19 protein-coding genes are annotated in these 25754 nt (G+C 43.8%); 11 read left to right on the top strand and 8 right to left on the bottom strand.

What is annotated here, in order from left to right:
• The first annotated feature begins 55 nt into the window (after positions 1–55).
• From JXL83_03075 to JXL83_03040, 8 genes are all read left to right on the top strand, one after another.
• Positions 56–2902: a carboxypeptidase regulatory-like domain-containing protein gene (locus tag JXL83_03075; protein ID MBN2363095.1), complete on the top strand. Its 2847-nt coding sequence runs from the start codon at positions 56–58 to the stop codon at positions 2900–2902.
• Positions 2903–2911: 9 nt separating this feature from the next.
• On the top strand, positions 2912–3772 hold the full coding sequence (locus tag JXL83_03070; GenBank protein ID MBN2363094.1) for a purine-nucleoside phosphorylase: 861 nt from the start codon (positions 2912–2914) through the stop codon (positions 3770–3772).
• Positions 3769–4662 (top strand): tRNA (adenosine(37)-N6)-dimethylallyltransferase MiaA, encoded by an 894-nt coding sequence (gene miaA / locus JXL83_03065; protein MBN2363093.1) that lies wholly within the window; start codon positions 3769–3771, stop codon positions 4660–4662. Before JXL83_03070 ends, miaA begins: the two co-directional genes overlap by 4 nt.
• A 1-nt stretch (position 4663) precedes the next feature.
• Positions 4664–5800 carry a hypothetical protein gene (locus JXL83_03060; GenBank protein MBN2363092.1) on the top strand — a complete coding sequence of 379 codons (1137 nt, stop codon included), beginning with the start codon at positions 4664–4666 and terminating at the stop codon, positions 5798–5800.
• A gap of 83 nt (positions 5801–5883) precedes the next feature.
• Positions 5884–9009 carry an isoleucine--tRNA ligase gene (locus JXL83_03055; protein ID MBN2363091.1) on the top strand — a complete coding sequence of 1042 codons (3126 nt, stop codon included), beginning with the start codon at positions 5884–5886 and terminating at the stop codon, positions 9007–9009.
• Positions 9010–9016: 7 nt separating this feature from the next.
• Positions 9017–10513 carry a HAMP domain-containing histidine kinase gene (locus tag JXL83_03050; protein MBN2363090.1) on the top strand — a complete coding sequence of 499 codons (1497 nt, stop codon included), beginning with the start codon at positions 9017–9019 and terminating at the stop codon, positions 10511–10513.
• On the top strand, positions 10510–11427 hold the full coding sequence (locus tag JXL83_03045; GenBank protein MBN2363089.1) for a response regulator: 918 nt from the start codon (positions 10510–10512) through the stop codon (positions 11425–11427). Before JXL83_03050 ends, JXL83_03045 begins: the two co-directional genes overlap by 4 nt.
• Positions 11428–11432: 5 nt before the next feature.
• Positions 11433–12497 carry a hypothetical protein gene (locus JXL83_03040; protein MBN2363088.1) on the top strand — a complete coding sequence of 355 codons (1065 nt, stop codon included), beginning with the start codon at positions 11433–11435 and terminating at the stop codon, positions 12495–12497.
• Here the strand turns inward: JXL83_03040 and JXL83_03035 are convergent.
• Together JXL83_03035 and JXL83_03030 are read right to left on the bottom strand one after the other, a co-directional pair.
• Positions 12489–13658 carry an HD domain-containing protein gene (locus tag JXL83_03035; protein ID MBN2363087.1) on the bottom strand — a complete coding sequence of 390 codons (1170 nt, stop codon included), beginning with the start codon at positions 13656–13658 and terminating at the stop codon, positions 12489–12491. The two genes, JXL83_03040 and JXL83_03035, sit on opposite strands and share 9 nt — an antisense overlap.
• Positions 13651–14835, bottom strand: a complete 1185-nt coding sequence (locus JXL83_03030) for a hypothetical protein (GenBank protein ID MBN2363086.1) — start codon at positions 14833–14835, stop codon at positions 13651–13653. Before JXL83_03030 ends, JXL83_03035 begins: the two co-directional genes overlap by 8 nt.
• A 102-nt stretch (positions 14836–14937) precedes the next feature.
• On the opposite strand from JXL83_03030, the gene JXL83_03025 reads away from it, so the two are divergent.
• Both JXL83_03025 and JXL83_03020 read left to right on the top strand, forming a co-directional pair.
• Complete coding sequence (locus JXL83_03025) at positions 14938–16191, top strand: glucose-6-phosphate isomerase (GenBank protein MBN2363085.1); 1254 nt, start codon at positions 14938–14940, stop codon at positions 16189–16191.
• Between the two features lie 7 nt (positions 16192–16198).
• Positions 16199–18694, top strand: a complete 2496-nt coding sequence (locus JXL83_03020) for a GreA/GreB family elongation factor (GenBank protein MBN2363084.1) — start codon at positions 16199–16201, stop codon at positions 18692–18694.
• 1 nt (position 18695) lies between these two features.
• Here JXL83_03020 and JXL83_03015 read toward each other — a convergent pair whose 3' ends face one another.
• Genes JXL83_03015 through hisC form a run of 6 tightly spaced genes read right to left on the bottom strand, consistent with a single transcriptional unit; the run spans position 18696 to position 24329 of the window.
• Positions 18696–19124 (bottom strand): hypothetical protein, encoded by a 429-nt coding sequence (locus JXL83_03015; protein MBN2363083.1) that lies wholly within the window; start codon positions 19122–19124, stop codon positions 18696–18698.
• Entirely contained in the window at positions 19121–19678 is a 558-nt protein-coding gene (locus JXL83_03010; protein MBN2363082.1) for a hypothetical protein, read from the bottom strand. The genes JXL83_03015 and JXL83_03010 overlap by 4 nt, the downstream gene beginning before the upstream one ends.
• A complete protein-coding gene (locus JXL83_03005) occupies positions 19671–20174 on the bottom strand; it encodes an RNA polymerase sigma factor (GenBank protein ID MBN2363081.1) in 504 nt (167 codons plus the stop codon). The genes JXL83_03010 and JXL83_03005 overlap by 8 nt, the downstream gene beginning before the upstream one ends.
• A 41-nt stretch (positions 20175–20215) precedes the next feature.
• A complete protein-coding gene (locus JXL83_03000; GenBank protein MBN2363080.1) occupies positions 20216–20776 on the bottom strand; it encodes an outer membrane lipoprotein carrier protein LolA in 561 nt (186 codons plus the stop codon).
• On the bottom strand, positions 20773–23238 hold the full coding sequence (locus JXL83_02995) for a DNA translocase FtsK 4TM domain-containing protein (protein ID MBN2363079.1): 2466 nt from the start codon (positions 23236–23238) through the stop codon (positions 20773–20775). Before JXL83_02995 ends, JXL83_03000 begins: the two co-directional genes overlap by 4 nt.
• The gene (hisC, locus tag JXL83_02990) at positions 23235–24329 is read right to left on the bottom strand and encodes a histidinol-phosphate transaminase (protein ID MBN2363078.1); all 1095 of its coding nucleotides are present in this window, start codon (positions 24327–24329) and stop codon (positions 23235–23237) included. The genes JXL83_02995 and hisC overlap by 4 nt, the downstream gene beginning before the upstream one ends.
• A gap of 137 nt (positions 24330–24466) precedes the next feature.
• Between hisC and JXL83_02985 the strand changes: the two genes are divergently transcribed.
• The gene (locus JXL83_02985; GenBank protein ID MBN2363077.1) at positions 24467–25750 is read left to right on the top strand and encodes an ankyrin repeat domain-containing protein; all 1284 of its coding nucleotides are present in this window, start codon (positions 24467–24469) and stop codon (positions 25748–25750) included.
• Positions 25751–25754: the final 4 nt, after the last annotated feature.

Genomic DNA, 25754 nt, shown 5'->3' with positions numbered 1-25754 from the left:
GAGCCTCAAAATTAGTCAACAAGTATCTGAAAATTTTACCTTGCTAGGAGAGGATATGAAAAGACTTTTTGGTTTGATTTTAGTCTTTGCGGCATTTTCAAGCGTTCAGGCGAAAGAGAGTGTCGTGAGAATCAGGCTTCACTCGGACGACGTAAGGCTTGAGTGCAGGAACATAAGAACGGTCCCGGACAGGATTGTCGGTCCGAGGCTGATAGAAACCGTTTTGACTGAAAGAATGATAGAGGAAGTGGAATCGAGAGGTTACGATGTAGAGATAATAGTAGATGATTACTCAAAATACCTGGACAGCCTTTTCAGCCAACCCGATTGGTCGGCTTATCACAGTCACTCTCAGACAGTAGCGTTCATCGAGAGTCTTGCCGTGTCAAATCCGAACATCGTGTCTGTTGAGACTCTCGGGTATTCGATTCAGAACAGAGTCATACAGGCAATAAAAATCACGGACAATCCTCATCAAAACGAATTTGAACCGGAGATACGTTTCGACGGCAATCATCACGGAGACGAAACTCCGAGCGTCGAAGTCTGTCTTTGGCTGGCTTACAGACTCTGTCAGGGATATGGAGCCAACCCCTATCTGACCAGCCTCGTCGACAACAGGGAAATATGGATTATTCCCATGATGAATCCCGACGGAAGGACCAATCTGACAAGGTACAACGCCAACGGTGTCGATATAAACCGCGATTACGGCTACATGTGGGACAGGGAGGGGTCCAGCACCAGCCCGTTTTCCCAACCCGAAAGCCGGGCTCTCGGAGAACTCATGAGATCAAGGAATTTTTCCTCGGCCGCATCATATCACGGTGGAACGGTCCAGATATCCCAGGCGTGGAGCTATCACTACGACGCTCCAAAAGACGCCGCCGTGTACGACAATTTGTGGGGCTACTATTCGGTGATCACAGGTTATTCACACGGACAGGGTTCCCACACGATGTATTATATAAACGGACCGACCAAAGATTACGATTACGGAGTTTCCGGCTGCATTGGTTCAACTGTTGAAATTTGTCTTATAAAAAACCCTCCGGCAAATTCGATAGAAGCTATCTGCAACAGGGAAGACAGTGCGATGTTCGTCCTGATTCAGAAAGCTTCACAAGGTATCGCCGGCACAGTGACGGACTCAGTGACGGGAAATCCTCTCTGGGCAAGCGTAAAAGTCCTGGAGATAGGTTGGCCCGTATATACTGACGCGGATTTCGGCGATTATCACAGATACGTTTTGCCCGGAACATATTCCATAAAAATTGAAGCTCCGGGATACAAACCCAAGACTGTGACGGGAATAACCACGACCGCGGACACCTTCACGAGAGTCGACGTCCAATTGGCTCCCTGGGACTCTTCCTATGCTTTCAAAATACCGATATGCAACGTTCCTAATTACAACGATCAAAACCACACCCTGACGGTAAACGCGCTTGGAGCGCCGGACGGCCAGTATCTTTCACTCGGTGTCAGATTTGAAACCGGACAAAGACAGGGATGGGCCGTTTTCGACATGGGACCTGACACACCTGTCAGGAACAGACCTGGACCGGACATGATCATATATGAAGGAAACGACGGAACTGCTGAAGCGTGCAGTGTTTACGTCGGCAACTTCCCGACTTGGTCCGGACCCTGGTTTTTTGTCGGAATGACCAGCGGTACATCAGGAATAGACATAAATTCCTCGAATTTAACTGAAGCAAGGTACGTCATGCTTGTCGACGACGGCAACGGTTCTTACACAGGCGGCACTCCGGGTTACGACTTAGACGCGATACAGGCATACTCTCTCCCTCAAAATGCAGCCATAATAATATCCGATCATTCTTTCTCTCCGGTTTGCCAGATGCCCGGCGACACTGTTTCCGCTGTCATAACTCTTCTCAACACCGGACTGTCCACCGGTTACGACATAGACGTGACCCTGTCTTCTTTGACCGCAGGTGTCACGGCTCTCGATTCTACGGCACACCTTGACAGCCTGGCTTCCTGTTCGACTGCGGTCGCGGGAGGATTTTCGGTTTACGTTGATCCCGCCGTTTCGGTAGGAACTCTCGTCAATTTAGAGGTTACTGTCGAATTGTCTTCGGTCGTTAACACTGTAGACACTTTAGGTTTTCTCGTCGGTTTTCAGGGGTTTATCGACTCGGTCGAAAACGGACAGGGAACGTGGACTCATTCGGGAACCAGTGATCAGTGGCACATAACCGAATACAGGTCTCACAGTCCGACTCACAGCTGGTATTGCGGTAACTCCGCCACGCACGTTTACTCGAACAGCGTCAACGCGAGTTTGATATCGCAGGACATGCTCGTCGGAAATGACTGCGTTTTCATGTTTTGGGAACGTTACAACACAGAATCGGGATGGGACACCGTATTGGTAGAGTATTCGCTGAACGGAACGACATGGAATACAATCAGTTCAAGATTTGGAACAGACAGTGTCTGGCACGAGACTTCATACGATTTGAACATGATACCTGTCGGCAGCACGGTAAAATTCAGGTTCAGGTTTCATTCAGACGGTTCGGTAACGCGTGAAGGCTGGTTCGTCGACGACATAAGAATGTACAATCCCCTCGGTGTCGAAGAAGAAATTGTCCTGATTCCCGAAAACCGTGTTTTGTCAATCAAGCCTTCTTCGCTTTTTAACAGAGGAACTGCTGTTTTTTACGTCACGGGAGCCAGCTCATCCGATCCTGCGGAGTTCATTTTGTTCGACATAACGGGCAGGATCATAAGAAGCGAGGATGTTTTTAGATCCGGACCCTTTGAAATAAATCTGACAGACCGCAGAGGGAATCTTCTTCCTCAGTCCAGTTATTTCGCGGTGTTGAAAAGAGGAGTAAATGTTTCAGTTTGCAAGTTCACCGTATTATAGGCGGATCTGATGAACTACAAGGCATTTCTCGAACACCAGATAATTCAGACCGGAGCAAATTGGATGGACGAGCAGGGAGCCGGAGATCCTGAGGTTTTGGTGATACTCGGTTCCGGCCTGTCCGGAATTCTAAGGCACTACTCTAAAATTGACCTCGAAATACAGATGAAAAATGTCCCCGGTCTTTTCGACCCGACCGCGCCGACCCACGAAGGCGTCATTTATTTCGGCGACCTTTGCGGCAAAAGAGCCGCGATTATGAACGGACGGCTTCATCATTACGAAGGTTTTGGGGAATGGGAAATCGTGCGGGCTCTCAGAATGATCGGCTGGCTGGGAACGAGAATGGTGGTGATAACAAATTCAGCCGGAGGTTTGAGAAAAGAAATGAAGGAAGGCGACGTCATGGTAATCACCGATCACATAAACCTTCAGTGTAAAAATCCACTGACCGGGCCTAATATAGACATATTTGGGCAAAGATTTCCGATGATGGCGCACGCTTACACTCCCGATTATATAAGAATTGCCGATGAAGTATCGAGCCTTTTGAAAATACGGTTACATTTCGGGGTATATGCCGCAGTTCTCGGACCGGCTTTCGAAACGGCCGCCGAGACAAAAATGCTCAGGATTTTGGGGGCAGACGCCGTAGGCATGTCGACAGTCTCGGAAGTGATAGCAGCCGTTCACATGGGAATGGATGTGCTGGGTCTGTCGGTTATAACAAACATCAACGATCCTGATTCAATGACTCCGGCAGACGAAGAATCTATGAACAAATACGCGACCGTCGGAGGAAGGACTTTGGAAGATTTGATTATAAATTTTCTAGAAAGAGCGAAAATAGGCTCAAAAGAACAGGAGTGAAAAAAAACTTTCCTGTCATAGTCATTCTGGGGCCCACTGCGAGCGGTAAAACATCAATGGCGGTAAAGTGCGCCGAAAAGTTTTCAGGAGAGATCGTCTCTGCTGATTCCAGACAGGTTTACGAAGGTCTCGATATCGGCACGGGAAAGGACATGGATGAATTAAAAAGGGTGAAATTTCATCTGGTGGACATAGTTCAGCCCGGCGAATTTTTCAATCTTAAAATTTTCCAGTATCTCGCATACAGAGCAATAGAAGATATTACGGACAGATCCAAGCTTCCGGTTATATGCGGAGGGACGGCTCTCTATCTGGATTGCATCCTTAACAGATACGAAATCCCCTCAGTCAAACCGGATCACGGAGCGAGAAAAAAACTCGACGGTTCCCGCGCGGGTTTAATTGAAGCCGCGAAAGAAGCGGGGATAGAAACTCCTGAGAGAATCGAAAAAAGAAAATTGCTGAGAAAAATTGAGATATTCCGAAGCGACGGCAGTCCGGGAGACGTTCCGGAGATCAGTCATCCTGACGCCCGTTTTCTGACAATAGGACTGAAGTTGGAGAGAAGCCTTCAAAAATCGATGATAACGAAAAGGCTTGAGATGAGAATAGAACAGGGAATGATAGACGAAGTGTACTTTCTCTGCGAAAAGGGAGTTTCCGAGGATTGGCTCAAGTCTTTGGGACTGGAATACAGGTGGTGTATCGGATATCTGAAAGGCGAATATACTTTTGACTTTTTTTTCAGGGGTTTGAGGTCGGACATTGTCGCTTTTTCAAAGCGGCAGAATTCCTGGTACAGGAGAATGGAGAAAAAAGGTCTAAAAATAGAATGGTTCTCTCCCGACGACCAAGATGCCGTTTTCGATAAAATCAGTGATTTCGTGTGACTTGAAGAGAAAAATTGCTGTTGTAATTCCGGCTTGCCGGGAGTACCCCTCGGTTTTGGAAACTATTGCTTCGGTTTCTGAAAAACTGACGGGACATGACGGCATAGTTATACTTGTCGTAAACAATTCCTGTTCAGCCCCTCTTGATGTAAAGAAAAATAACTTAATGACAATAGACTCGGTAAAAACTTGCTTTCCGGGAGTAACAGTTCTTGACAGATGCAATGAAGATAATTGTTTTTCTGAAAAAGAGGCCGGCGTCGGTTCAGCAAGGAAAGCGGGATTCGATGAGGCCTGCCGGTTCCTCGGCCCGGATGATATTATGATATCGCTGGACGCGGATGTAGCATTGTGCGAAGGTTTTTTCGGTCTCGTTCTTTCTGAGTACGATAAAGATCCCGCTCTTGCAGGACTCACAGTTGACACTGTTCATGAATTTCCTGAAGAAAATGAACACGCCGCAGCTCTGGTAAAATACGAGATTTACCTTCGTTATTATCATTACGCCCTTCTTACAACAGGTAATCCTTACATTTTTTGGCCCGTCGGTTCTTCCATGACTTTCCGGAAAAAGGCTTTTTTGGCCGTAGGAGGATTCAACAGAAGGAAAGCCGGTGAAGATTTTTATTTTCTGCGCAAACTCATCTATCATGGAAAAGTGAAACACGCTTCAGAGATTCACGTTTCGGCCTCACCGAGAATTTCGGTGAGGACGCCTTACGGTACGGCCGCTTCCGTCAGAGCTCTTTACGAGCACAAAAAGAACCTGAGCGTACTCCCTTCCCCCGAAATATTCGCTGAAATAGCCTGTCACTACAAAGAAGTGAAAAGATGGAGAGTTTTATTGCCTGAAAGCGGATTCAGTCCAACCTGCGGGAAAATCGCGGAATTTCTGAACCGCTACAGACACGATGAGGTCATCTCGTCGGCACTGTCTAATTCCTCCAACCCCCGCAATTTTATGAAAATGTACTACAAATGGTTCGATCCTCTCAGAATAAGGCAGCTTGTCAACTTTGACAAGCGGACCAAACCCCTGACGGCCGCTGTCGGAGAACTTTGCGGCATCTTTGAAGCGAACGAAAAAAAAATACTAGAAAAGTTAAGAATTACTTTGCTCCCAAAAAGTGATTTCTGAGACCGGGTCTTGTGTTTTATTTTTGGACGATATATACTTTTCACTCGCTGATATTGTAATTCGCTCACTACAAGAGGAGATTTATGCTCGAAAAAAAATATCCCGCAGAAAAAACCATGCCGGATTTTCCTACTATGGAAGAGAACGTGCTGAAATACTGGAACGACAACAAAACGTTCGAAAAATCAGTGGTTTCGAGAGGAGAAGAAAACGCACCCGACTATGTATTTTACGACGGGCCGCCTTTTGCCAACGGTTTACCTCATTACGGACACATCCTGACAGGTTTTGTCAAAGACATAGTCCCGAGGTTTTTTACTATGAAAGGGTTCAGGGTTCTTAGAAGATTCGGATGGGACTGCCACGGGCTTCCCGCCGAAATGGAAATGGAAAAAGAGGCGGGCATACACGGAAAAAAAGACATTGAGAAATACGGCATAGATAAGTTCAACGAGGGATGCAAAAAACTTGTCCTGAAATACGTCGATGAATGGGAACGTTTTGTCAAAAGACAAGGCAGGTGGGTCGAATTCGAGAACGCGTACAAAACTCTGGACACCGGATACATTGAGTCGGTTCTTTGGGCTTTTAAACAATTATACGACAAAGGACTTATCTACGAAAAAGACAGGGTAGTTTCTTACTGTTTCAGATGCGAAACACCGCTTTCGAATTTTGAAACGAGGATGGACGACGCGACGAGACCGAGGCAGGACCCTTCCGTCACTGTCAGATTTAAATTAAACAAACAGTTTTCAGGCAGGGACTCGTATCTTCTGGTGTGGACAACGACGCCTTGGACTTTGCCGAGTAATCTTGCCATTGCCGTTGGAGATGAAATTGATTATGCCGGAGTCGAACACGAAGGCTCCTTGTACATCATCGCCGAGAGCAGGATCAAGGAAGTGACTAAAATATTCAATCAAGATCCGAAAATACTGTGGAGGGGAAAAGGTAAAGACCTTACTGGAGAAACGTACGAACCTCTGTTCGGGTACTTCGGGAACATTGAAAACGCTTTCCGAGTGATAACAGGTGATTTCGTCGGGACGGAGGAAGGCACCGGCATAGTGCACATAGCTCCGGGTTTCGGAGAAGACGATCAGAAAGTTTGCGCGGACAACGGCATAGAAACTGTCTGTCCGGTTGACGCGGAGGCGAAATTTACAAATGAAATTGAGGATCTCTGCGGAATTCACGTATTCGACTCCAACAAGATAATTCTTCGACGACTGAAAGATGAAGGAAAGCTTTTGCTGCACGAGACTATTGAGCACAATTATCCTCATTGCTGGAGATGCAACACTCCGCTGATCTACAGGGCTATTTCATCCTGGTACGTTGATGTCACGAGAATCAAAGACGACATGCTGAAGACAAACCGGCAGATCAACTGGATACCTACGCACATAAAAGACGGACAGTTCGGTAAATGGATCGAGGGAGCGAGAGACTGGTCTATAAGCAGAAACAGATATTTCGGCGCCCCAATACCTGTATTCAAATGCGAAAATTGTGGAAAGAGGGAGGTTTTCGGTTCCGTAAAAGAAATCGAAACGTTTTTTAAAATTAGTGTCGAAGATCTTCACAGGCCTTACATTGATGCGCTTAAAACCCACTGCCCGGATTGCGGAGGCACCATTAAAAGGGTGCCCGAAGTTCTCGACTGTTGGTTTGAATCCGGCTCGATGCCCTACGCTCAAATCCATTACCCGTTCGAAAACAAAGAATGGTTTGAAAAAAATTTTCCGGCGGATTTTATTGTCGAGTACATAGCTCAGACCAGGGGCTGGTTCTATACTTTAAATGTCCTTTCGACAGCTCTTTTCGGTAAACCGGCTTTCAAAAACGTCATCTGTCACGGAGTAGTCCTCGACAAACAGGGCAGAAAACTTTCAAAAAAATTGAACAATTACCCTGATCCTATGGAGATATTCGACAAATACGGTGCGGACGCGATGAGGTGGTTCCTTGTCGCAAATCCTATTCTGAAAGGCGGAAATCTCATGGTCAGCGAAGGGGGAGACGAGATAATTTCCGTTTTAAAGGACGTCATGCTGCCGTTGTGGAATGTATATTATTTTTTCACGCTTTACGCCAACATTGATTCATATATTGCGAAAGAGTCTTTTGAAAGTTCCAATCCTCTCGATGTTTACATACTATCAGAATTGAGAACGACAGCCGAAAAGGTTGAAAACGAAATGACGGCATACGACCTTTTCGGAGCAACTGAAACACTGAGAGAGTTTATAGACTCTCTGACGAACTGGTACGTCAGAAGGAGCAGAAGAAGATTCTGGAAATCCGAAAACGACGAAGACAAGATTTTTGCCTTTGACACTCTTTACACTGTTTTAACTTCTTTTGTTATTATCGCGGCTCCGTTTCTGCCGTTCCTGACGGAATACATATTCAGATCCCTGACGAGAAAAGAGAGCGTTCATCTTGAAAAATGGCTGGATTGGCAAAGAATTCCGTATGACGGAAAACTACTTGAGCAGATGAGGAGTGTCCGTAAGATAGTTTATTTAGGTCATTCCCTGAGAAAAAAAAATTCGATGAGGGTAAGACAGCCGCTTTCTAAACTGCTGGTCTCTGGAGAGAAAGCCGGAGAATCGCTCGATTTTTCTGAAGTCATAAAGGATGAACTAAACGTCAAGGAAGTCCTTTTCGTACGCGATGCCAACGAGCTCGGAACGCCTGTTCTCAAAGTTAATTTGAAAGCCGCCGGGCCGAGATTAGGTTCTAAAATTCAAGCCGTGATAAAAGCGGGAAAAACGGGCAATTTTGAATTGACACCCGAAAAAACGGCGATTATAGCCGGAATCGAGCTTTCGGAAGATGAATTTTCCATCGAATGGAAATCCGGCGCCGGTAAAGACTGTATGTCTGAAGAAAACATGATAGTTTCGCTGGATCTTAACCTTGACGAATCTCTCATAGATGAAGGAAAAGCCAGGGAATTGATAAGACAAGTTCAAAACGCAAGATCGAAAGCAGGATTGAACGTTCAGGACAGAATCGACTTGTTATTAGATGTTCCGGAGAGCTGGAAAAAAGCTTATTTGGAACACAGGAAATTCATCGAGAGCGAAACCCTGTCAAACAGTTCAGCGCTCGAATCGCAAGTCAAGAAAGGATTTTTCACTCACGAAGAAAACGCTCTCGGCGAAAACGTGAAAATTCACCTGAGGAGAATCGGATAAAGTTCTCATGATTCAATACACTGTTATATCCGAAGAAGGAAAAGTTCTGTCGGTAAACAAAGGTTTTTCAAAGAAGTATTCGCTGAAAATCGGCGATGAAATTGACACGTCGTTTCCTTTTTATGAACAGGTTGCGGAATTTTTTTCGTTCGAAGATTTTGTCCATAAAGAAAAATTTATAGAAAATTTCGGGTACCTCGATATTTTTCCGACGATTCATTCTTCCAAAAAAGCCGCCCTTCTTCTTATCAACAGAGAGGATTTTTTCGAAAAAGCCGCTTTGACAGAAAACAGAAAAAAAAATGCAGTATACGACCTCATGAGATCATGGAAAAGAATTGTCGAAGAAGACGGGATCAAGGCAAAACTCGACAAAGCTGTTGAAGCCGCAAGCTGTATGGGCTGGGAGAAGATATTTTTCTGCTACACATGGAAGAACGAAAATTACTTTTCATCGCGGGGGTACGGCGAAGACGAAAAAAACGATATTTTATCCCGGCTTCCCTTCGATCTGCCCGTTCAGTTTGAGAAGAAACTGACCGAACTTTCCAAGATCGAAGGGATATATTACATCGTTCCGGGACACAGGAAATTCGAGGAAATCCTCGGCAGAAACAGAATAAGGCACTGGAATCCAGGATATCTGATAATAATACCGATGAAGCGAGGCAAGAACTCCTACGCAGGATGGCTCATGTTCGACGACCCCATGGCCAGCGATAATCCTGTGAGAGAAGACATCTTCAACCTCGTTGGATTTTTCCAGTCCGTAATTTCAGAACTCGACGTTCTTCAGACATCGTTGGAACTTATAAAGTCGCAAAAAGAAAGAGAAACGATTCTCTACGAGATAGCTCACGATTTGAAAAATCCAATATCGATTATCAGAGTGTACGCCGAAACTCTTCTGGGAGAAGAAGTTCAGTATGAAAAAATGAAATATTTTTCGCAAGTCATAATAGATAAATCCCGTCACATTCTTTCCATGGTCGAAGACATGCTTGAATTGTCAAAATTGCAGAATATTGAGCAACTGATTGATATCAAGGAGATAGATTTGAAAGACGTGGTCAGAAAATCGTTGCTTACCCAGAGTGATTTTGCGTATTCAAAGAATGTTGAATTTGAAATAAAACTGCCCAAAGGAAACGCTTTGGTAAAAGGTGACGACGGACTTCTCCAGCGCGCGATCGAAAACATTATTAATAACGCCATAAAGTTTTCAAATGAAAAAACGACAGTAGGTGTTTCCTTGACGGAAAGAGGGGACAAATGGGAAATTTCTGTGGATGATTACGGCATAGGTATATTGGAAGAAGATATGAAAAAAATATTTCAGAAGTTTTTCAGGTCAGCCGACGCAAAAAACTATCCGGGTTCGGGATTGGGTCTTTCTATTGTTGAAAGAATTGTCCATCTTCACGGCGGAGTGATATCAGTTCAAAGTGTTCCAGGCGAGAAAACTTCGGTCTCTCTCAAACTTCAAAAAAGAGAAGAAGCGTGAAAAAGAAAACGACAGTCCTGATAATTGACGATGACAGAGAGCTTGTCGACCTCGTCAAATTCAACTTTCAGCAGAGAGGATGGGAAGTTCTTACGAGCTATGACGGTATGGATGCAATACTTAAGATTAATAGAAACAAACCCGACATAATCGTTTCAGATATAAGAATGCCGGGAGTGGACGGGTTTTCTCTTCTCGAGACCATTAAAGCTGACGATACTTTGAGCGATCTCCCGTTTATTTTTCTGACAGGAGACGACAGGATAGAAAGCAGAATAAAAGGGCTCGGAGACGGCGCCGACGATTACATTATCAAACCTTTCGTGTTCGAGGAGCTTTTCGCGAGAGTTAAAACGCGTTTACAAACAGCTCACAGAATTAAAGAGCTCGAATCGAAAGGGCTCAGAGGAAGTTTTGACATTCTCTCTCTGTCCGACATACTGCAAAATCTGACTTCTGCCGGCAAAAAAGGAAAAATCACCGTAGAGACCGAATACTTTTCAGGTAATATATGGATAAAGGAAGGGAAAATAACCGGAGCCTCCATGCTAAACAGAAAAGGATGGGACGCTCTTTACACTTTACTGAGTCTGGAACAGGGTGTTTTCCAGTTCAGCGAATCCGACGAAGTGTCTGTTGACATGTCTGTGCCCATTGAAAAAGCTCTTCTCGAATGTGCCCGTCAGATGGACGAAGAGAAAAGAATCTTAAAGCTCATTGGCGGAAAAAACTCTGTTTATGCTGTAAATTCGGAAAACCTGGATCCGGAGGACAAAACCGGAAAGATGATCATCGACAAGATCAAGGAAGGATTCAATTACGAAGAGATAACCAGAATTCTTCCTTTTTCAAGTTACACGATAGCAATGAAGATATTTTCTATGATGTCGGAAGAATATATAAAGAAGTTCTGAACCAAATGAGAAAACTTTTTTTCGCCGGGATCGTCCTGTCGGTTTTTCCGTCTTTATTGAGGACCGCTCCAGCTTATTATTACGCTTCAAATTCCTGCGGTAAATGCACCGATTATTTTATGTGGCTGAAGACTCTCGAAGAAAAAGATCCCAGAATCCTTTTTTACAAAGTTGATCCTTATTCCGCATCCGGAAGAGAGTCATATCAGCTGAAATGGAACTCACTCGAAAATCCTGACGGAATGGATTATTTCAAGTTTCCCGCACTTTTCATAGGAGACACTCTTCTAACGGGCAATCTAAGGGACGACTCTTTGATCTTTTATTATTTTTACTACAGGAATCAGGAAGAAAACTCAGTTACGGTTCCAAATGAAAGCAATCTTCATTTGCTATCAACCGCACTACTCGGGTTGGCGGACGGAGTTAATCCCTGCGCTTTTACGGCGCTGGTGTTCTTGTTGTCTTTTCTTTCATTAAAAGGAAGAAATAAAAAAAACGTCGTTTTTTCAGGAATTTGCTACGTCACCGGCATTTTCTTTTTTTATTTCTTTTTCGGATGGGCGTCGTCTGTTTTTCTCGCCAGAAATTTCTCTTTTTTCCCTTGGTCAGCGCTTTTCGTTAAAATACTTATAATCGGGTTTTGCCTTGTTACGGCGTTTATTCAGTTGTTGGACGCGTTTAAACCAGCAGGCAGGCTTTCGTCCCTTTCCCAGAAAAGCGTTCGTAGAATCCATAACATCCTCAGGATTAACAAAAACGCGCTTTTTTTTATATTTTTCCTCGTGGGCATAGCAGTTTCTTTTTCAGAGCTTCTTTGTACGGGTCAAATTTACATTCCGACAATAGTCATGATTTCGCAAGTGACTTTCAAAACAGCCGCATTGCTTTTGATTTACAACGTCATGTTTGTTTTACCTCTTCTGGCGATAATTATTTTGTATTCGTTCACTTCGGATCTGAGTCCTGTGCAGAGGTTCGTTCAGAGAAATTTTAGGATTTTCAAAATAGCCGTTGCTGCTGTAATCCTTTCTCTCGGTACGTTAGTTCTTTTACAGATACTAGTCTGATTCGCTGTACATATTCATTATTGAGAGAATCTGTGATTTGTCTTTAAGGAAAGCCTCGGTGAGTTCAGGATCGAATGAAACTCCTTTTTCTTCCTGTATAATGCCAAAAGATTTATCAGTCGAGAAAGCATTCTTATACGGTCTGGGTGAAGTCAGCGCATCGAATACGTCCGCTATTGAACAAATCCTCGCGTAAAGAGGGATGTCTTCGCCTTTCAGGCCGAATGGATATCCTGAACCGTTGTATTTTTCATGATGATAAAGCGCAATTATGCGCGAAGTTTCGAGTATGGTGTTCTTAGAATTTTCTAGTATTTTCGAACCGTATATCGTGTGTTTTTTCATTTCTTCCCATTCCTCGTCAGTCAGCCTTCCGGGTTTGAGGAGAATGTGATCAGGTATTCCGAGTTTTCCGATGTCGTGCATGGGTGCCGCATGAAATATGAGCTCTGTTTCCTCAGGCGAAAGAGAGATGTTTTTGGCTATCATCAGTGTGTAATTACTCATCCTTTTTAGGTGGTTGGCCGTGTCCGAATCTTTGAATTCAGCGGCAACTGAAAGCCTGAAAATAGTTTCGTAATACGATTTTTTAAGTTCTTCCGAGTACTTTACGTTTCTCAGGGCGACAGCGGCCTGCGAGGCGAGTGAGAGAGTGAGTTCGACAAGATGATCGGGGAAGGGTGTAATGTTCCCTTCGTCGTCGCGCCTGTTGATCAGCTGTAATACACCGAGTATGATCCCGGAGGGTTCTTTCAGAGGCACGGTGAGAATTGATGTCGTTTTGTAATCCGACTTTTCATCGAATGACCTGTTGTGTTTGAACGGGTATTTCTTATCTATGTCGTAAGCGTCCGCAATGTTGACAGTATTGCCTGTCAGCGTGACGTAACCTGCTATGCTTTGTGTAGATATCGGCATTGAGACTTTGATGTAATTTGTTTTTACTGCGTTGTCTCCAGCTCTTTCAGAAAGTTTTTGATTTTGGCTCACGGTCAGTTCCAGCATGTCTCCGTGGACGGTATAAAGCGTTCCGCCGTCGCAATTCGTGAATTCTCTCGCTTCTTTAAGGATGTAGTCGAAAAAAACATCGAGGTCCCTGATGGCAGAAAGAGAAATTCCTATCTGGTTGAGTCTGTAAAGTAATTTGACCATGTCAATCATAATATTTCTCCGCACTTAAAGGAAATCTGCCGTAAATCTTTTCGAACATTTTTCTGAGTCTGGATTTTATTTCTTCGGGTTTTTCTTCCTGATTTTTGAATACGGTGATGTCTATATATTTGTACCCCTTTTTTTTCAGAGACAAGGAAGACTCTCTTGTTTTTTCGTGACAACCGGATTCGCCGCAGTCAAAATATATAAAAGGGGGCGGAAGAGCGGAATCGCCGGGATGAGATGCTGTCAAATCAGGATCATATTCATCCAGCGATTGGCAGACTATGCCCGAAAACACCTCCGGATGATTAAGCCCGGTTTTAAGGGCAAAAGAAGCGCCTTCCTTGAAACCGCCTATGGTCCTGTATACAGGATTTCTTTTCGTTCGGAATCTGGATTCAATTTCGTAAACAATAAAACTTGCGAAGTAGTTTTCCATCATTTTGCTGAATACCCCTCGTTTTGAAAACAGTTCTTCTTTGCCTATTGGTCTTCCCGATTCAGTTACTTCGGAACTGACAAGAACTATCAGAGGAAATTCGGTTATCGAGTTTTCCGACATGAGTTTAGCCGGAAGTGAAGGCAATTCGAAATGAGTCGCGTAATGATCTCCGCACGCCAGCAGCATAAGAGGATAGGATGAGAGGTTTCTGTCGTAGTCGGGGGGAATGACAATCCAGTTTCTGACAGTTATTTTGAATCCTTCAAAACCAAATTCCACGTCGAACATTTCGGTCCTTCCGTTGGGCCAGGATGGTTCGCTCGAAAAAAAAACTACGGAATTCATACGCGAATTCATGCTTTCTCCGGTTGTTCCATCCCACTCCACGTTGTGGTTCAGTGGGTCTGGAAACCAAATGCAGTCAGATTCAAATTTGTACAGAACTTTTTCCGTTCCGTTAAAATTTCTGACGGCCAATCTAATATTGCCGTTGTAGTATTTGCCAAGAAAACCATCCCTTTCCCAGCCGGTCTCAGAGGTTCTCAGGTAAATCGTTTTATCTTCAATGGAGGGGCCGTCGCCTATCCATGCGAATAAAACTGTACCGTCCTTCGAAGATAGCGGAATTTTTTTCTTTGAAACAAGGTTCTTCAGCGTCTTTGTCATTACAGCCTGTCTTTGCTCAGGGTCTTCCTGACCGTTCAAATAATCAACGAGCTGAAAAAAATCACTGAAGTCCATAAAACTCCGAATAGGCTTTTAAAATTGCAAGTATTAATTTATAATTTTAAGCATAAAAACTGTAAAAGCCAACGATTTTAAAAAAAAATCATCGGAGACAAAATGGTAGAATTATCTTTGGGCTCAAATGCGGTGCTATCCAGATTGAACGAGGTATTCAATGCTTCGGACGGATATTGCAGGAACATTCTTTCTGTGATAACAAGAAAAATCCCGGGATCTCAGTACACAGGATGGATGGATTGTAAAATGTCTGATCTCCTGAAAAAAGACATTGTCGAACATTCGGAACAAATACGGGATAAATTCGAAAAAGTAGTGATCCTGGGTGTGGGAGGTTCTTATCTGGGCTCAAAAGCGTCGTTGGATTTTCTTTGCAAAGACGGCGGTCCCGATATCAGTTTTTGCGGGTATAATCTTTCGCCGGACACTTACATAAAACTGCTGGGTGATGTAAAGAAAAACAGGACCGCCCTTATAGTTATAAGCAAGTCGGGAACAACTATTGAACCTTCTGTTTCACTGAGGATATTTTTGAGCGAGTTGTCGAAAGATCGGGGCAACAGTGTTCACGTCACTGCAATTACAGACTCATCCAGGGGTGTTTTAAAAAAAATGGCGACAGAAAATAATTGGAAAACATTTTCTGTTCCGGACGATATAGGAGGAAGATTTTCGGTCATAACACCTGTCGGTCTTCTCCCACTTGCTATAGCCGGAGCCGACATTGAAGCTTTTTCAGAATCGTTCCGCAAGGGAAGAGACAGATATACCAATCTTGAATTCGCTCGAAATCCTGCGATGGTGTATTCTTTCGCGAGATTCAATCTGTTGATGATGGGCTTTCTGAACGAGCTGTTTGTCACGTGGCAGGAGAGGAGCAATTATTTGGGTTTGTGGTGGCAGCAACTTTTCGGAGAATGTGAAGGCAAAGACTCCAAAGGCATATTTCCTTCTACGATCCATTGCACCAGGGACCTTCATTCACTCGGTCAGTATATTCAGGACGGAAGGAAGGAACTGTTCGAAACTTTCTTTTACGTGAAAAACGATTTCCAATTCGAAGTCCCCGTTCTTGAGATAAATGACAAACTCGATTATATTGCCGGGAAACAGCTTTCGTGGATAAACGAACAGGCAAAAAACGGAACAAAAAGCGCTCACGAAAAAAGCGGAAGACCTGTCCTTGAGATTACTGTTGAAAAAAGCGATGAAAACAGCCTGGGAGATCTTTTTGCTTTTTTAATGTTCTCTGCCGCTTTCAGTTCGCAGTTCCTGGGGGTCAACGCTTTCAATCAGCCGGGGGTAGAGGCTTACAAAAAAGAAATGCTCAAACTTCTTGAAAACTGTCTGTGAGGGCAAAATGGATGAGAACATAGCCGAAAAACTTGAAGAATTCAAAAAAGACGATAAAATTCCTGAAGCCTGTGAATTCTGTAAAAAAGTGCTTAAAACCGAAGAGAACAGAACTTGCCTTAGATTTCTCGCAGAGCAGGCAAAACAGGCAGGGGATCGTGATAACGAACTGGCGTTTCTGAAAAGGCTTCTGGCAACCGAAGTAAAAAAAGGCGACGTCGTCCTTAGACTTATGGAGCTGTCGGACAAATCCGACGAAATGAAAGAACAGGTGATAGATGAACTAATCTCTGAAAAAAGAGACGCCGAAGCAGAAGAAATTTTTCTGCAAATGACTGAAAATGGTTGGTTTGATTATGAGAAAATATCAAAATGGGCCGAGAGGTTATCGAATTCGGGGAAAAGTAGAACGGCTTACGATTGGGTGTTTCACGTGATCGAAGTTTACAAAAAAATGTCACTTTGGAAGGAAATGGAAAAAATACTCGCATTTTGCTGGAAGATAAATCCTTGTGAAGAAGTAAGAAAAAATCTGCTGATTTGCCTGAGAGAGAAATTTAAAAATTGCCGGCATCTTGAATATTTTCTTGAGGAACTGAACGTTCATTCTAGAAAAGACGTCACTTCAGTTCTCGACAAGCTTCAGGAAATACTCAGGTACGATGAAGGAAAATGGGTTTTTCACGATTCGTGGGGTTTGGGCCGGGTAAGGGAAATGATCCCGTATCAGGACGAACTTGTGATAGACTTTGAAAACAAAAAAGGTCACGTGATGAATCTTGGTGGCGCTGAAAAAATAATTGAACCTCTCAACGACGATCACTGGACGGTAGTTACAAAAACTCAAAAAGAAAAACTTTTGGCGCTTATAAAAGAAGATCCCGTCCAAGTTGTAAAAATGTATCTGAAAAGCTTTTCAGGCCAGGCTTTCGGCCAGGATATGAAAAAAGATATCTCCAGCAGTCTCGGAATAAAAGACTCGTGGTGGAACTCTTCGAGAGACAGAATTAAAAACGACGCTTTCATTGATTATTCTGCCGGAGGAAAGGGGGGTAAATTCATTTTAATTAAAAAACAGAAGAAAAAAAAACAAAGCAACGATAAGGATTTCGTTTACGACGGCGACATCGAATCTCATTACAGGAAATTGACGAGTTTTCTCCAGTTGGTGAAAAAAGAAGGCGCAACGGAAGAAAACGAGAAAAAAGCTTCAGAGTACTTTTTCGCCGTGAAATGTGAACTTGAAAAAGCTTCGGCTCTAACCAGGTTGAAGTTCCATTATTTGTCTGTTGAATTACAAAAGTACTTCAAGAAATTCGAGTTGACGGAATTGGATTTCGGCCAAATGAGCGATATGGAAGTTTTAGAGATAATCGAAAGTTCGGTCAAAACAGATTTGAAGGAAAAGTTAATCAGAAACCTAACAAGCTCTTCGAGAATTGACGAAGGTCTGCGGAAGCAGATTCTTTGCGCAAAGGCTTTCGGGTTCAGAGACTCCTTGCCCGTTGAAACCAGGGCAGAAGACATGGCATATATTTTTGAAAGACCTTTCGAATCGCCGGAAGCCTTGCTGTGGGCGGCAGAGAAAGTAAAAAGCGGCGAAGTTATTTTACCCGACCGAATACCGTCTGACGAAAATCTGACAGAGTGGATTTTCAAATTGACTGAAAAAAGTTCCTCAGAAAACTCCGAAAGAAACAAAAAGATCATTGTTAAGGTCAGACAATTGTTAAAGAAAAATGATTACGAAATAATTAAAAACGCCGTTGACGAAGCACTTTTGCCTCAGGCAAAACTTATTGTAAATTGGGTCAGCGATTCCTCAGCTTTCAATCCTGTTCAAAAGAGCGAGATAAGGACGAAACTGATCAGGCTCAGACCCGAAGTAGTGGTTTCAGACGAAGCCCAGGCTTCCGGCGATAAAGCCGTGTACGTTTCAAAGAGTTCTTTTTTCAAAAGACAGTCGCTTCGGGACAAACTTCTTTATGACACCCTGCCCGCTATTGTCGAAGAGATAAGGAGGACGGCGGCGATGGGTGATCTGTCCGAAAATTTTGAGTATCACGCGGCCAGAGCGAAACACCGCGAGATCGCGGGTAAAATCTCGGATCTTGAAGACCAGCTTTCTAAAACACGTGTCATTGACGAGGGCATGATTGATACAGATAAAGTCTCAATAGGAACCACTGTCTTTCTGCAAAGCGGAGAAAAAGAAAAAAACATTACCATACTGGGACCCTGGGATTCGGACCCGGAATCAGGGATCATTTCATATCTTTCTCCGCTGGGAGAGAAGCTTCTGGGATTGAAGATGAATGATTTTGTCGAGATAGAGCAATCTGAATTCGAAGTCAGAAAAATAATCGTGTCCGAATTCCTGATGGATGCGAGAACAGAACAAAGAAGAAAATTGGTCGATGAAAACGATTTCAGGAATATTGTCGAAAAAGGCAAAACTGACGAAAAAGACAGAAGAGACTACAAAGAAAGAAGGGATGAATAAATCATCTCGGCTCGCTCAAATGTTCCCTGACCCGTTTTGCAAATTCGACCTGGAAAATGTAAAATTTGCCTTTTTGGACGGGTGTGAGAACTGTGAACATGTTTTCTCTTTCTTTTTCCCTAATTTCCTGAAAAGTCAAGTCGATGTCAGTTATCTCTGCCACGAGCGAAAGAATATTTTCGTCCCTGCTGTTCAGTGAGATTTCTTTTTTCAAATCCTCGATTAATTCAGACCTTCTCGAATGCATTTGAGACAAAAGCTCGGAATTTTCCCTGTGGATCCGGATAATTGACGCCATCTGTTCTTCTGTCAATTCCAGGTGCTGAGCCATCTCCCAAAGTCTTATGGCTTCAAAGTCCCTCATGTGGTGTTCTCTCTGAGAGAAAAGCGAGGAAGAAAAAAGGAGCATTAAACAGGTAAATATTTTCATAAAAGCCCTCCGACGGCAGTTTTTAGTAAAAATTTATTTTTGAGTGTTTTGTTGAGAAGACCGAATTCTTCGGCTTCCAGTGATCCGAGAAGAAAATAAATGTCTTCTTCTGAATAATACAAGCTTTCAGCCTGAAAAAACCTTTGTTCGTAATCGGCGTACTCGTATAGTTCTTCATCGGAAACTCCTGAAATATCGTACATTGCAGAGTTGACTTCTTTCATTTTTTCGTTCTCTATCACTATTGAATTCTTTTCTATGAAAACGAAAAAAGCAATGAAAGAGAGCAGTGCCGCGGCCGCGAGAAATCTGCCGAAAACTCCGCGGGAAAGAGACTTTTTTTCTGGCGGTTTCACGAAAACAGGTTCCGGAATTACTCCGGGAGAGGAAATCCTGTTCAAGACGTCAAAAATCCGGATCACTTTTTCGTATTCGGATTTACACGAGGGGCATTTTTCAGCGTGGGCTAAAAATAATTTCAAGTCATCTTCTGGTATTTCCCTGAAAGAAAATTCGTAAAGAGATTGTTTGAATTCGGAGCATTTTTCAAACATTTTTGATCTCCGATCGCAATGAATCCAGTTTTTTGCTCATTTCCCTGACCGCCAGAAAAAGGTGAGATTTAACGGCACCTTCAGATATGTTCATAATGCCCGCGGTCTCTCTGATGGACAGCCCTTCGAGGATTCTAAGAACAATGACTGCTTTTCTCTGTTTTGAGAGTGATCCGAACGCTTCCGCTATCCTTTTAGATATCAGAGGATCCTCTTTTTCTGATTTTTTATCTACGAGTAAATTTCCGAAAGTTTCGATGGAGGCTAATCTGCTTTCTTTTTTCAGTCTGTCAAGGCATAAATTAACGGCTATCCTGTATATGTAAGTGTAGTAGGAGCTTTCCCCTCTGAATTTAGCTTTTGCCCTGTAAAATTTCAAAAAAGCCTCCTGAGCCATGTCGTAGGCTTCAGTTTCCCCGACGAACCGGTGGCAAATCCTGTAAATCTTCGGCCAAAGCGATTTGTAGATATTATCAAAGTCGATTTCATTCTCCATCAATTTAACACTAATTTAGACGGAGAAAAACCCGAAAAGGTTTAAATCCTGAATAGAGAATCATTGAGGGGCGAAAAACTCTGAGTGCCGGGACTAAACTTCATAAACCTGACGCCATAGTCTTCCGTGAATATTTTAAGACTCAAAATTGTCATTTTTCCTGTGACAAAAGTGATTTCGACTTTCTTGAAATAGTCGTTTTCTGACACGGGTACAAGGCTGATGAGTGTCGTGGAATCGTTCCCGACGACGCCAGTCTCGCGGAATTCTTCCGGCGTACCGAAGATGAATTTTTCCGGTCTCGGTAAATTTGCCTGAGGGTCGTCAAGGGGTATTAAGAGCCTGTTCTCGTCAGACGGTATGTCCACCAAAAGGAAATCTCCGTCACAAATCAGAGTTTGAATTTCCGGATATGTCACGTTCATCCTGAAAAAGCTCGGTCTCGAAAGGTATATTCTGCCTCTGAAGACGAATTCTGATTCTGTCAGAGAATCGTAAACAGTCTCTTCGTATTCGGACGAAAAATAATCGATTTTTCCGAGATAACCGAAAAATGAATCCGTCACCGGAGAAAATCCTAGTAAAAAAATAAAAAATATCATTTGAACTCCTTTTCAGTGAATACATCTCGCGATTTTGAACCTTGATGCGGACCCACGATTCCGTTGTTTTCCAGCTGATCAATAATTCTGCCGGCTCTCGCGTAACCGACTTTAAAATGCCTCTGAATCGCAGAAACAGAGGCTACCCTGGTGCGAAGAACGAATTCTTTAGCCTGCTCGTATAGAGTATCAAGGCCGTCTACGCCGGTATCCGAGGTCTCGATTTCTTCGGGATAGAAATCCGGCAACGGGGATTCTTCCTGTTCCTTTACTGTCGGATAATAATTTATGGAAGACAGGGCTTCAGCAATGGATTCTTTTTCAGCGCCCGTGAGTCTTGCGGCTGAAAAGACAAATCTTTCCAGAATTTCTTCGGCTCCCGGGGTTTGCTCAGGATCAGTTATAGCATCGAGCACTGAATCTTCACGAACCGCCAGTTCCGCTATCTTTGAAAAATGCCTGATTTTTCCGCGGAGTGTTTTTTCGAGATGATTGCGGGCCCAAAACTTTACAATTCTTCTTGCCTCTTCAGTGCTCAGGTAAGCCCCATGAAGCCTGACGACGTCGCCCATTCCGGGTGAAGAAAAAAGCATGTCTCCTTTGCCCAGAAGTTTTTCCGCACCGGGACCGTCGAGAATCGTCCGTGAATCTATCTGGGAAGAGGTCTTGAAAGCTATCCTCGCAGGAAAATTAGCCTTGATTAAACCCGTTATCACGTTGACAGAAGGTCTTTGAGTTGCAAGAATCAGGTGTATCCCGACTGCCCGAGACATCTGCGCCAGTCTGATTAAACTGTCCTCGACTATTTTTCCTGTCGTCATCATCAAATCGGCCAGTTCGTCTATGACAGCCACAATGTAAGGTTTGCTCTGATCAGCCGGCGCTTTTTTGTTGTAAGCCGTTATATTGCGGACGCCCAGTTTTCCAAAATCCTTGTAGCGTAAATCCATCCAGTTTATAAGGGAATTGAGTATCTGGGGAGCGTGTTTCGGTTCAACTATTACAGGTCTTACGAGGTGGGGAATGCCATTGTATATTGATAGTTCAATACGTTTGGGGTCAATGAGTATGAATCTCAGATTTTTCGGTGAAATGCGTGAAATCAGAGAACAAATGATCGAATTGATGCAGACACTCTTGCCGCTGCCTGTTGTTCCGGCAACCAGCAGATGGGGCATCTGGGAGAGGTCCGCGACTGTCGGCTGGTTAGAGGTTGTCACGCCAAGTGCTATGGTCAGTGCTTGCGGGCTGGTTTGGAAAGACTGGTCGAGCAATATGGATTTGAGATAGACTGTCGATTTGGACTTGTTAGGTATTTCGAAACCTACGACTGACTTTCCAGGTATCGGGGCGACTATTCTGACTTTTTCTGCGTGCATAGCCATTGCCATGTCGTCTGAAAGGCTGCTGATTTTCGAGAGTTTTATACCCGGTTCGGGAAGATATTCCAAAGTTGTTATAACCGGACCGGTTTCGACGTTTGTGACTTTGCCTATGATGTTGAAATCCGCGAGTTTACTTTCGAGAGCTGCGGCGAGTTTATTCTCCGGAGCCGGAGGAGTAGCGTCCCCGGTACTCTGTTCGTCGAATAGGGACATTATCCTATCCTGGAAAGCATTGTCTATAAAATCTCCGTAGTCGCCAGGTTCGAAACTGATTTGCTCGTCCGGGATATCTTCGGTTTGTTCCGCAGGGGGATTTTTTATTAAATGAGGAGCCGGTTCTGTTTTAGAAACATTGCCCGTTGTCTTTAGATTATGTTTCTCTCTTTTTTTCTTAACGGGGTATTTTTTAAATCTTTTGTTTGCAAAGATCAATAATTTCTTGATTAAAAAAAAGATTTTAACGGCGTCGAAACCCGTAGCGAGCACTGATGTTGTCAGAAAAAATATAAGAACTGTGAGGACAAAGCCCGTCCTGCCTAAAAACGCCGTTCCGTAGTCAGCTATGATTTGTCCCAGCTGTCCTGAAGCGAGATAGTCCGTATAATTGTCAACCGGTTTCTTGCCGGGAATTTTGAACATTCCCAGTATAGACATGGATGTAAATGCTGTCGTGATCAGGAAAGCTGTCAAAGCGTATATTCGGCTGTCACTTTTTTGGCTTTGTTGGGACCATGCGTTTGCGCATAATTTCCAAGCCAAAATAAACAATGCGGCAAGAAAGACATACGATTGCCAGCCGAACAAATAAAAACACCAGGATGAAATCCATTTGCCGAAGAATCCCGACAAGTTTTTTTCGGCAAAAAACGAATTTGAAACAAAAGCTGTGAGCACATAAAGAGAAAAAGCAAAAAAACCGATTGCCGACAAGTCCTTCCATATTTTTTTCGGAAGATTGACGGCTCTGAAAAAAAAGTATTTTAAAATTCTGTATATCAGATAAAAACCAACGACTCCGGCGGCTGAAAACAGTAGTATTTTTCCGACTGCTTTTAGTATTTCGAGGAAAACGCTCATGATTTGAAATTATCGAGAGCAGCAAGAAATTTCTCGTCCTGCCTTCTCGTGCCGGTTGTCACTCTCAGCAAATTACTGATTTTGTATGATTTCAAAGGTCTTGTTATAACTCCTTTTTTTTGAAGGTGTGAAAAGACGTCGGAAACGTCATCTCCAAAGTTGAAAGTGATAAAATTAGCGAAGTAATCGAGAACTTCGAATTTTCTGTTTTTAAGTTCTGACGAAAGGAAGCGGGTTTCTTCATCGTTGAGAGACTTTGATTTTCTTATGTGATCCAAGTCGTCGAGGGCGTGAATCGCCGCTTTCTGGGCCAGGGAATTGACGTTGAAAGGAACTCTGACTTTGGATATGTTTTCTGCAATCTGTGAGTTAGATATCCCGTATCCTATTCTCAGGCCGGCAAGTCCGTATATTTTTGAAAAGGTTCTCAGGATCAGAAGATTCTCTCTTTTCTCTAACAGTGATTTGACAGGGATTTTCAGTTCTTCAGGGAGATAATCCTCGTATGCCTGATCAAGCATGACGAGAACGTGATCAGGCGTTTTTTTCAAAAGATGATCAATTTCATCGGGATCAAGCATTGTGCCCAGAGGATTGGTGGGATTGTCCAGGTAAAGGATTCTGGTCTTTCCGTCTACTGAAGAGATCATGGTCTCGAAGTCGTGACAGTAGTTATTCTTCACAGGTATTGACTTGACAGGCGCTTCAACAAAACAGGAGGCTATTTTAGGGATTATGAAACACGGCCAACCCATCACAATACCGTGCATTTTGTCAAGATGGCTCATGATAGCAAGAACTATAAGCTCTGCGCTGCCGTTTGTCACTGTGATGCAATTGTGAGGAATGTCGTAAATAGAAGATAGCTTTTCCTTGAGATAGTAAACATTATCGTCAGGATAATAATTCAGGTCGTTCAAAATTTCTCTTATGCACTGAACAGCTACCGGCGAGGGTCCGAGGGGATTTTCGTTTGATGCCAGTTTCACGATTTCATCTTTTATCCCGAGCTGTCGCGCGACTTCTTCCAGAGGTTTCCCGGGCACGTACGGTTCGATTTTTTTTATTATTTTCCTCGCCTTGTATTTCATCCGCCCTCCTGAAATGTTTAGTCTAGATTATAAAACCCGCCAAAAAAAAAAACAATCTATGCTTAATCTGTTATTTTTTAAGAGTGAATATAGTATAATAAAAAAAAAGTACAGACTGGAAAAAAGGAGGCTGACGTATGAAAAAAAATCTCTCGTTGAAGTTTCTGCCGCTTGCTATCATTGTCTTCGCCTGTTTTTCATGCGGCGTGAGAATCAGTCAGGAAACGAACGAATGGATGAACAATCTCTACGACGTTTCTTCTTATCCTGAAGGCAAAGAGAGATACGGTTACGCTTTGAGAATGGCCGCGGATGAAGGTGAAACATCGATAGCACAAGAGCTTTTGAGCGCAGGCGCCGACGTAAACTCCCAAGACGAGTGGGGTTGGACTCCTCTTCATTATGCCACGAGAGAAGGATACCAGGACATCGTTGTCATGCTTATAAATTCTGGTGCAGACCTGACGTTGAGAGGAAAAACATCGGTCGACGAAAACACAGCGGGATATTGGACGTCTCTTCATTTGGCCGCATACAACGGCAGATACGAGGTTTCAAAACTGCTTCTCGACAGAGGATCCGATGTTAACTCGCGTGTCTGGAGCGATTCCGGAGACACACCTCTTCATCTGGTCGCCAGAGGAGGATATTTTGAAGTGATCAGTCTTTATCTGGATAGAGGGGCAAGCGTGAATGCCAGGAACGAATTCGGTGAAACGCCTCTTTTTGCCGCTTCGGAATACGGCAACCTGATAGCTGTTCAGGAGCTTATAATGAGCGGAGCGGCTGTGGATATTTCGGATTACAACGGAGTCACGCCGCTTCATATGGCTTCTAACTACGGACATCTGCTCGTTGTCAAAGAACTCATCGCCAAAGGCGCCGACGTTAACGCAGAAAAAGAAAACGGCTGGACACCTCTGCATTATGCCGCCAGAGAAGGATACGCGGACATAGTGAAGCTGCTATTGGAATCAGGGGCAAAAATCAGCGCTGAGGGAAAAACTTCAATAGACGAAATTGTCGTCGGTTACTGGACTCCGTTGCATTTAGCAGCCTTCAATGGTGAAAGTGGAATAATATCATTGCTTTTGGAATCCGGAGCTGATGTCAACAGCATAGCCAGGGGTGATTCTGCTGTAGCCCCCTTACATCTCGCCGCCGCGGAAGGATACGCGGAAACGGTTAAAATCCTGATTGAAAACGGAGCCGACGTCGACGTCAGAAACGTAAAACAGTGGACGCCTCTTCATTACGCTTCACAGTACGGACATGCGGACATTGTTGAATCTCTTTTGTCCGCCGGGGCTCATGTTAACTTGAAAAACGACGAACAGCACACACCGCTGTATTACGCCGAGGAGGCCGGTCACACGGAAATTCAGAATCTGCTCAAGGGAAAAGGCGGCGTTCTGCAGTAGAAAA

The organism is candidate division WOR-3 bacterium, assembly GCA_016934535.1.
Taxonomy (GTDB): Bacteria; SDB-A; SDB-A; order SDB-A; family SDB-A; genus JAFGIG01.
This window is presented reverse-complemented; position numbering and strand designations above follow the sequence as displayed.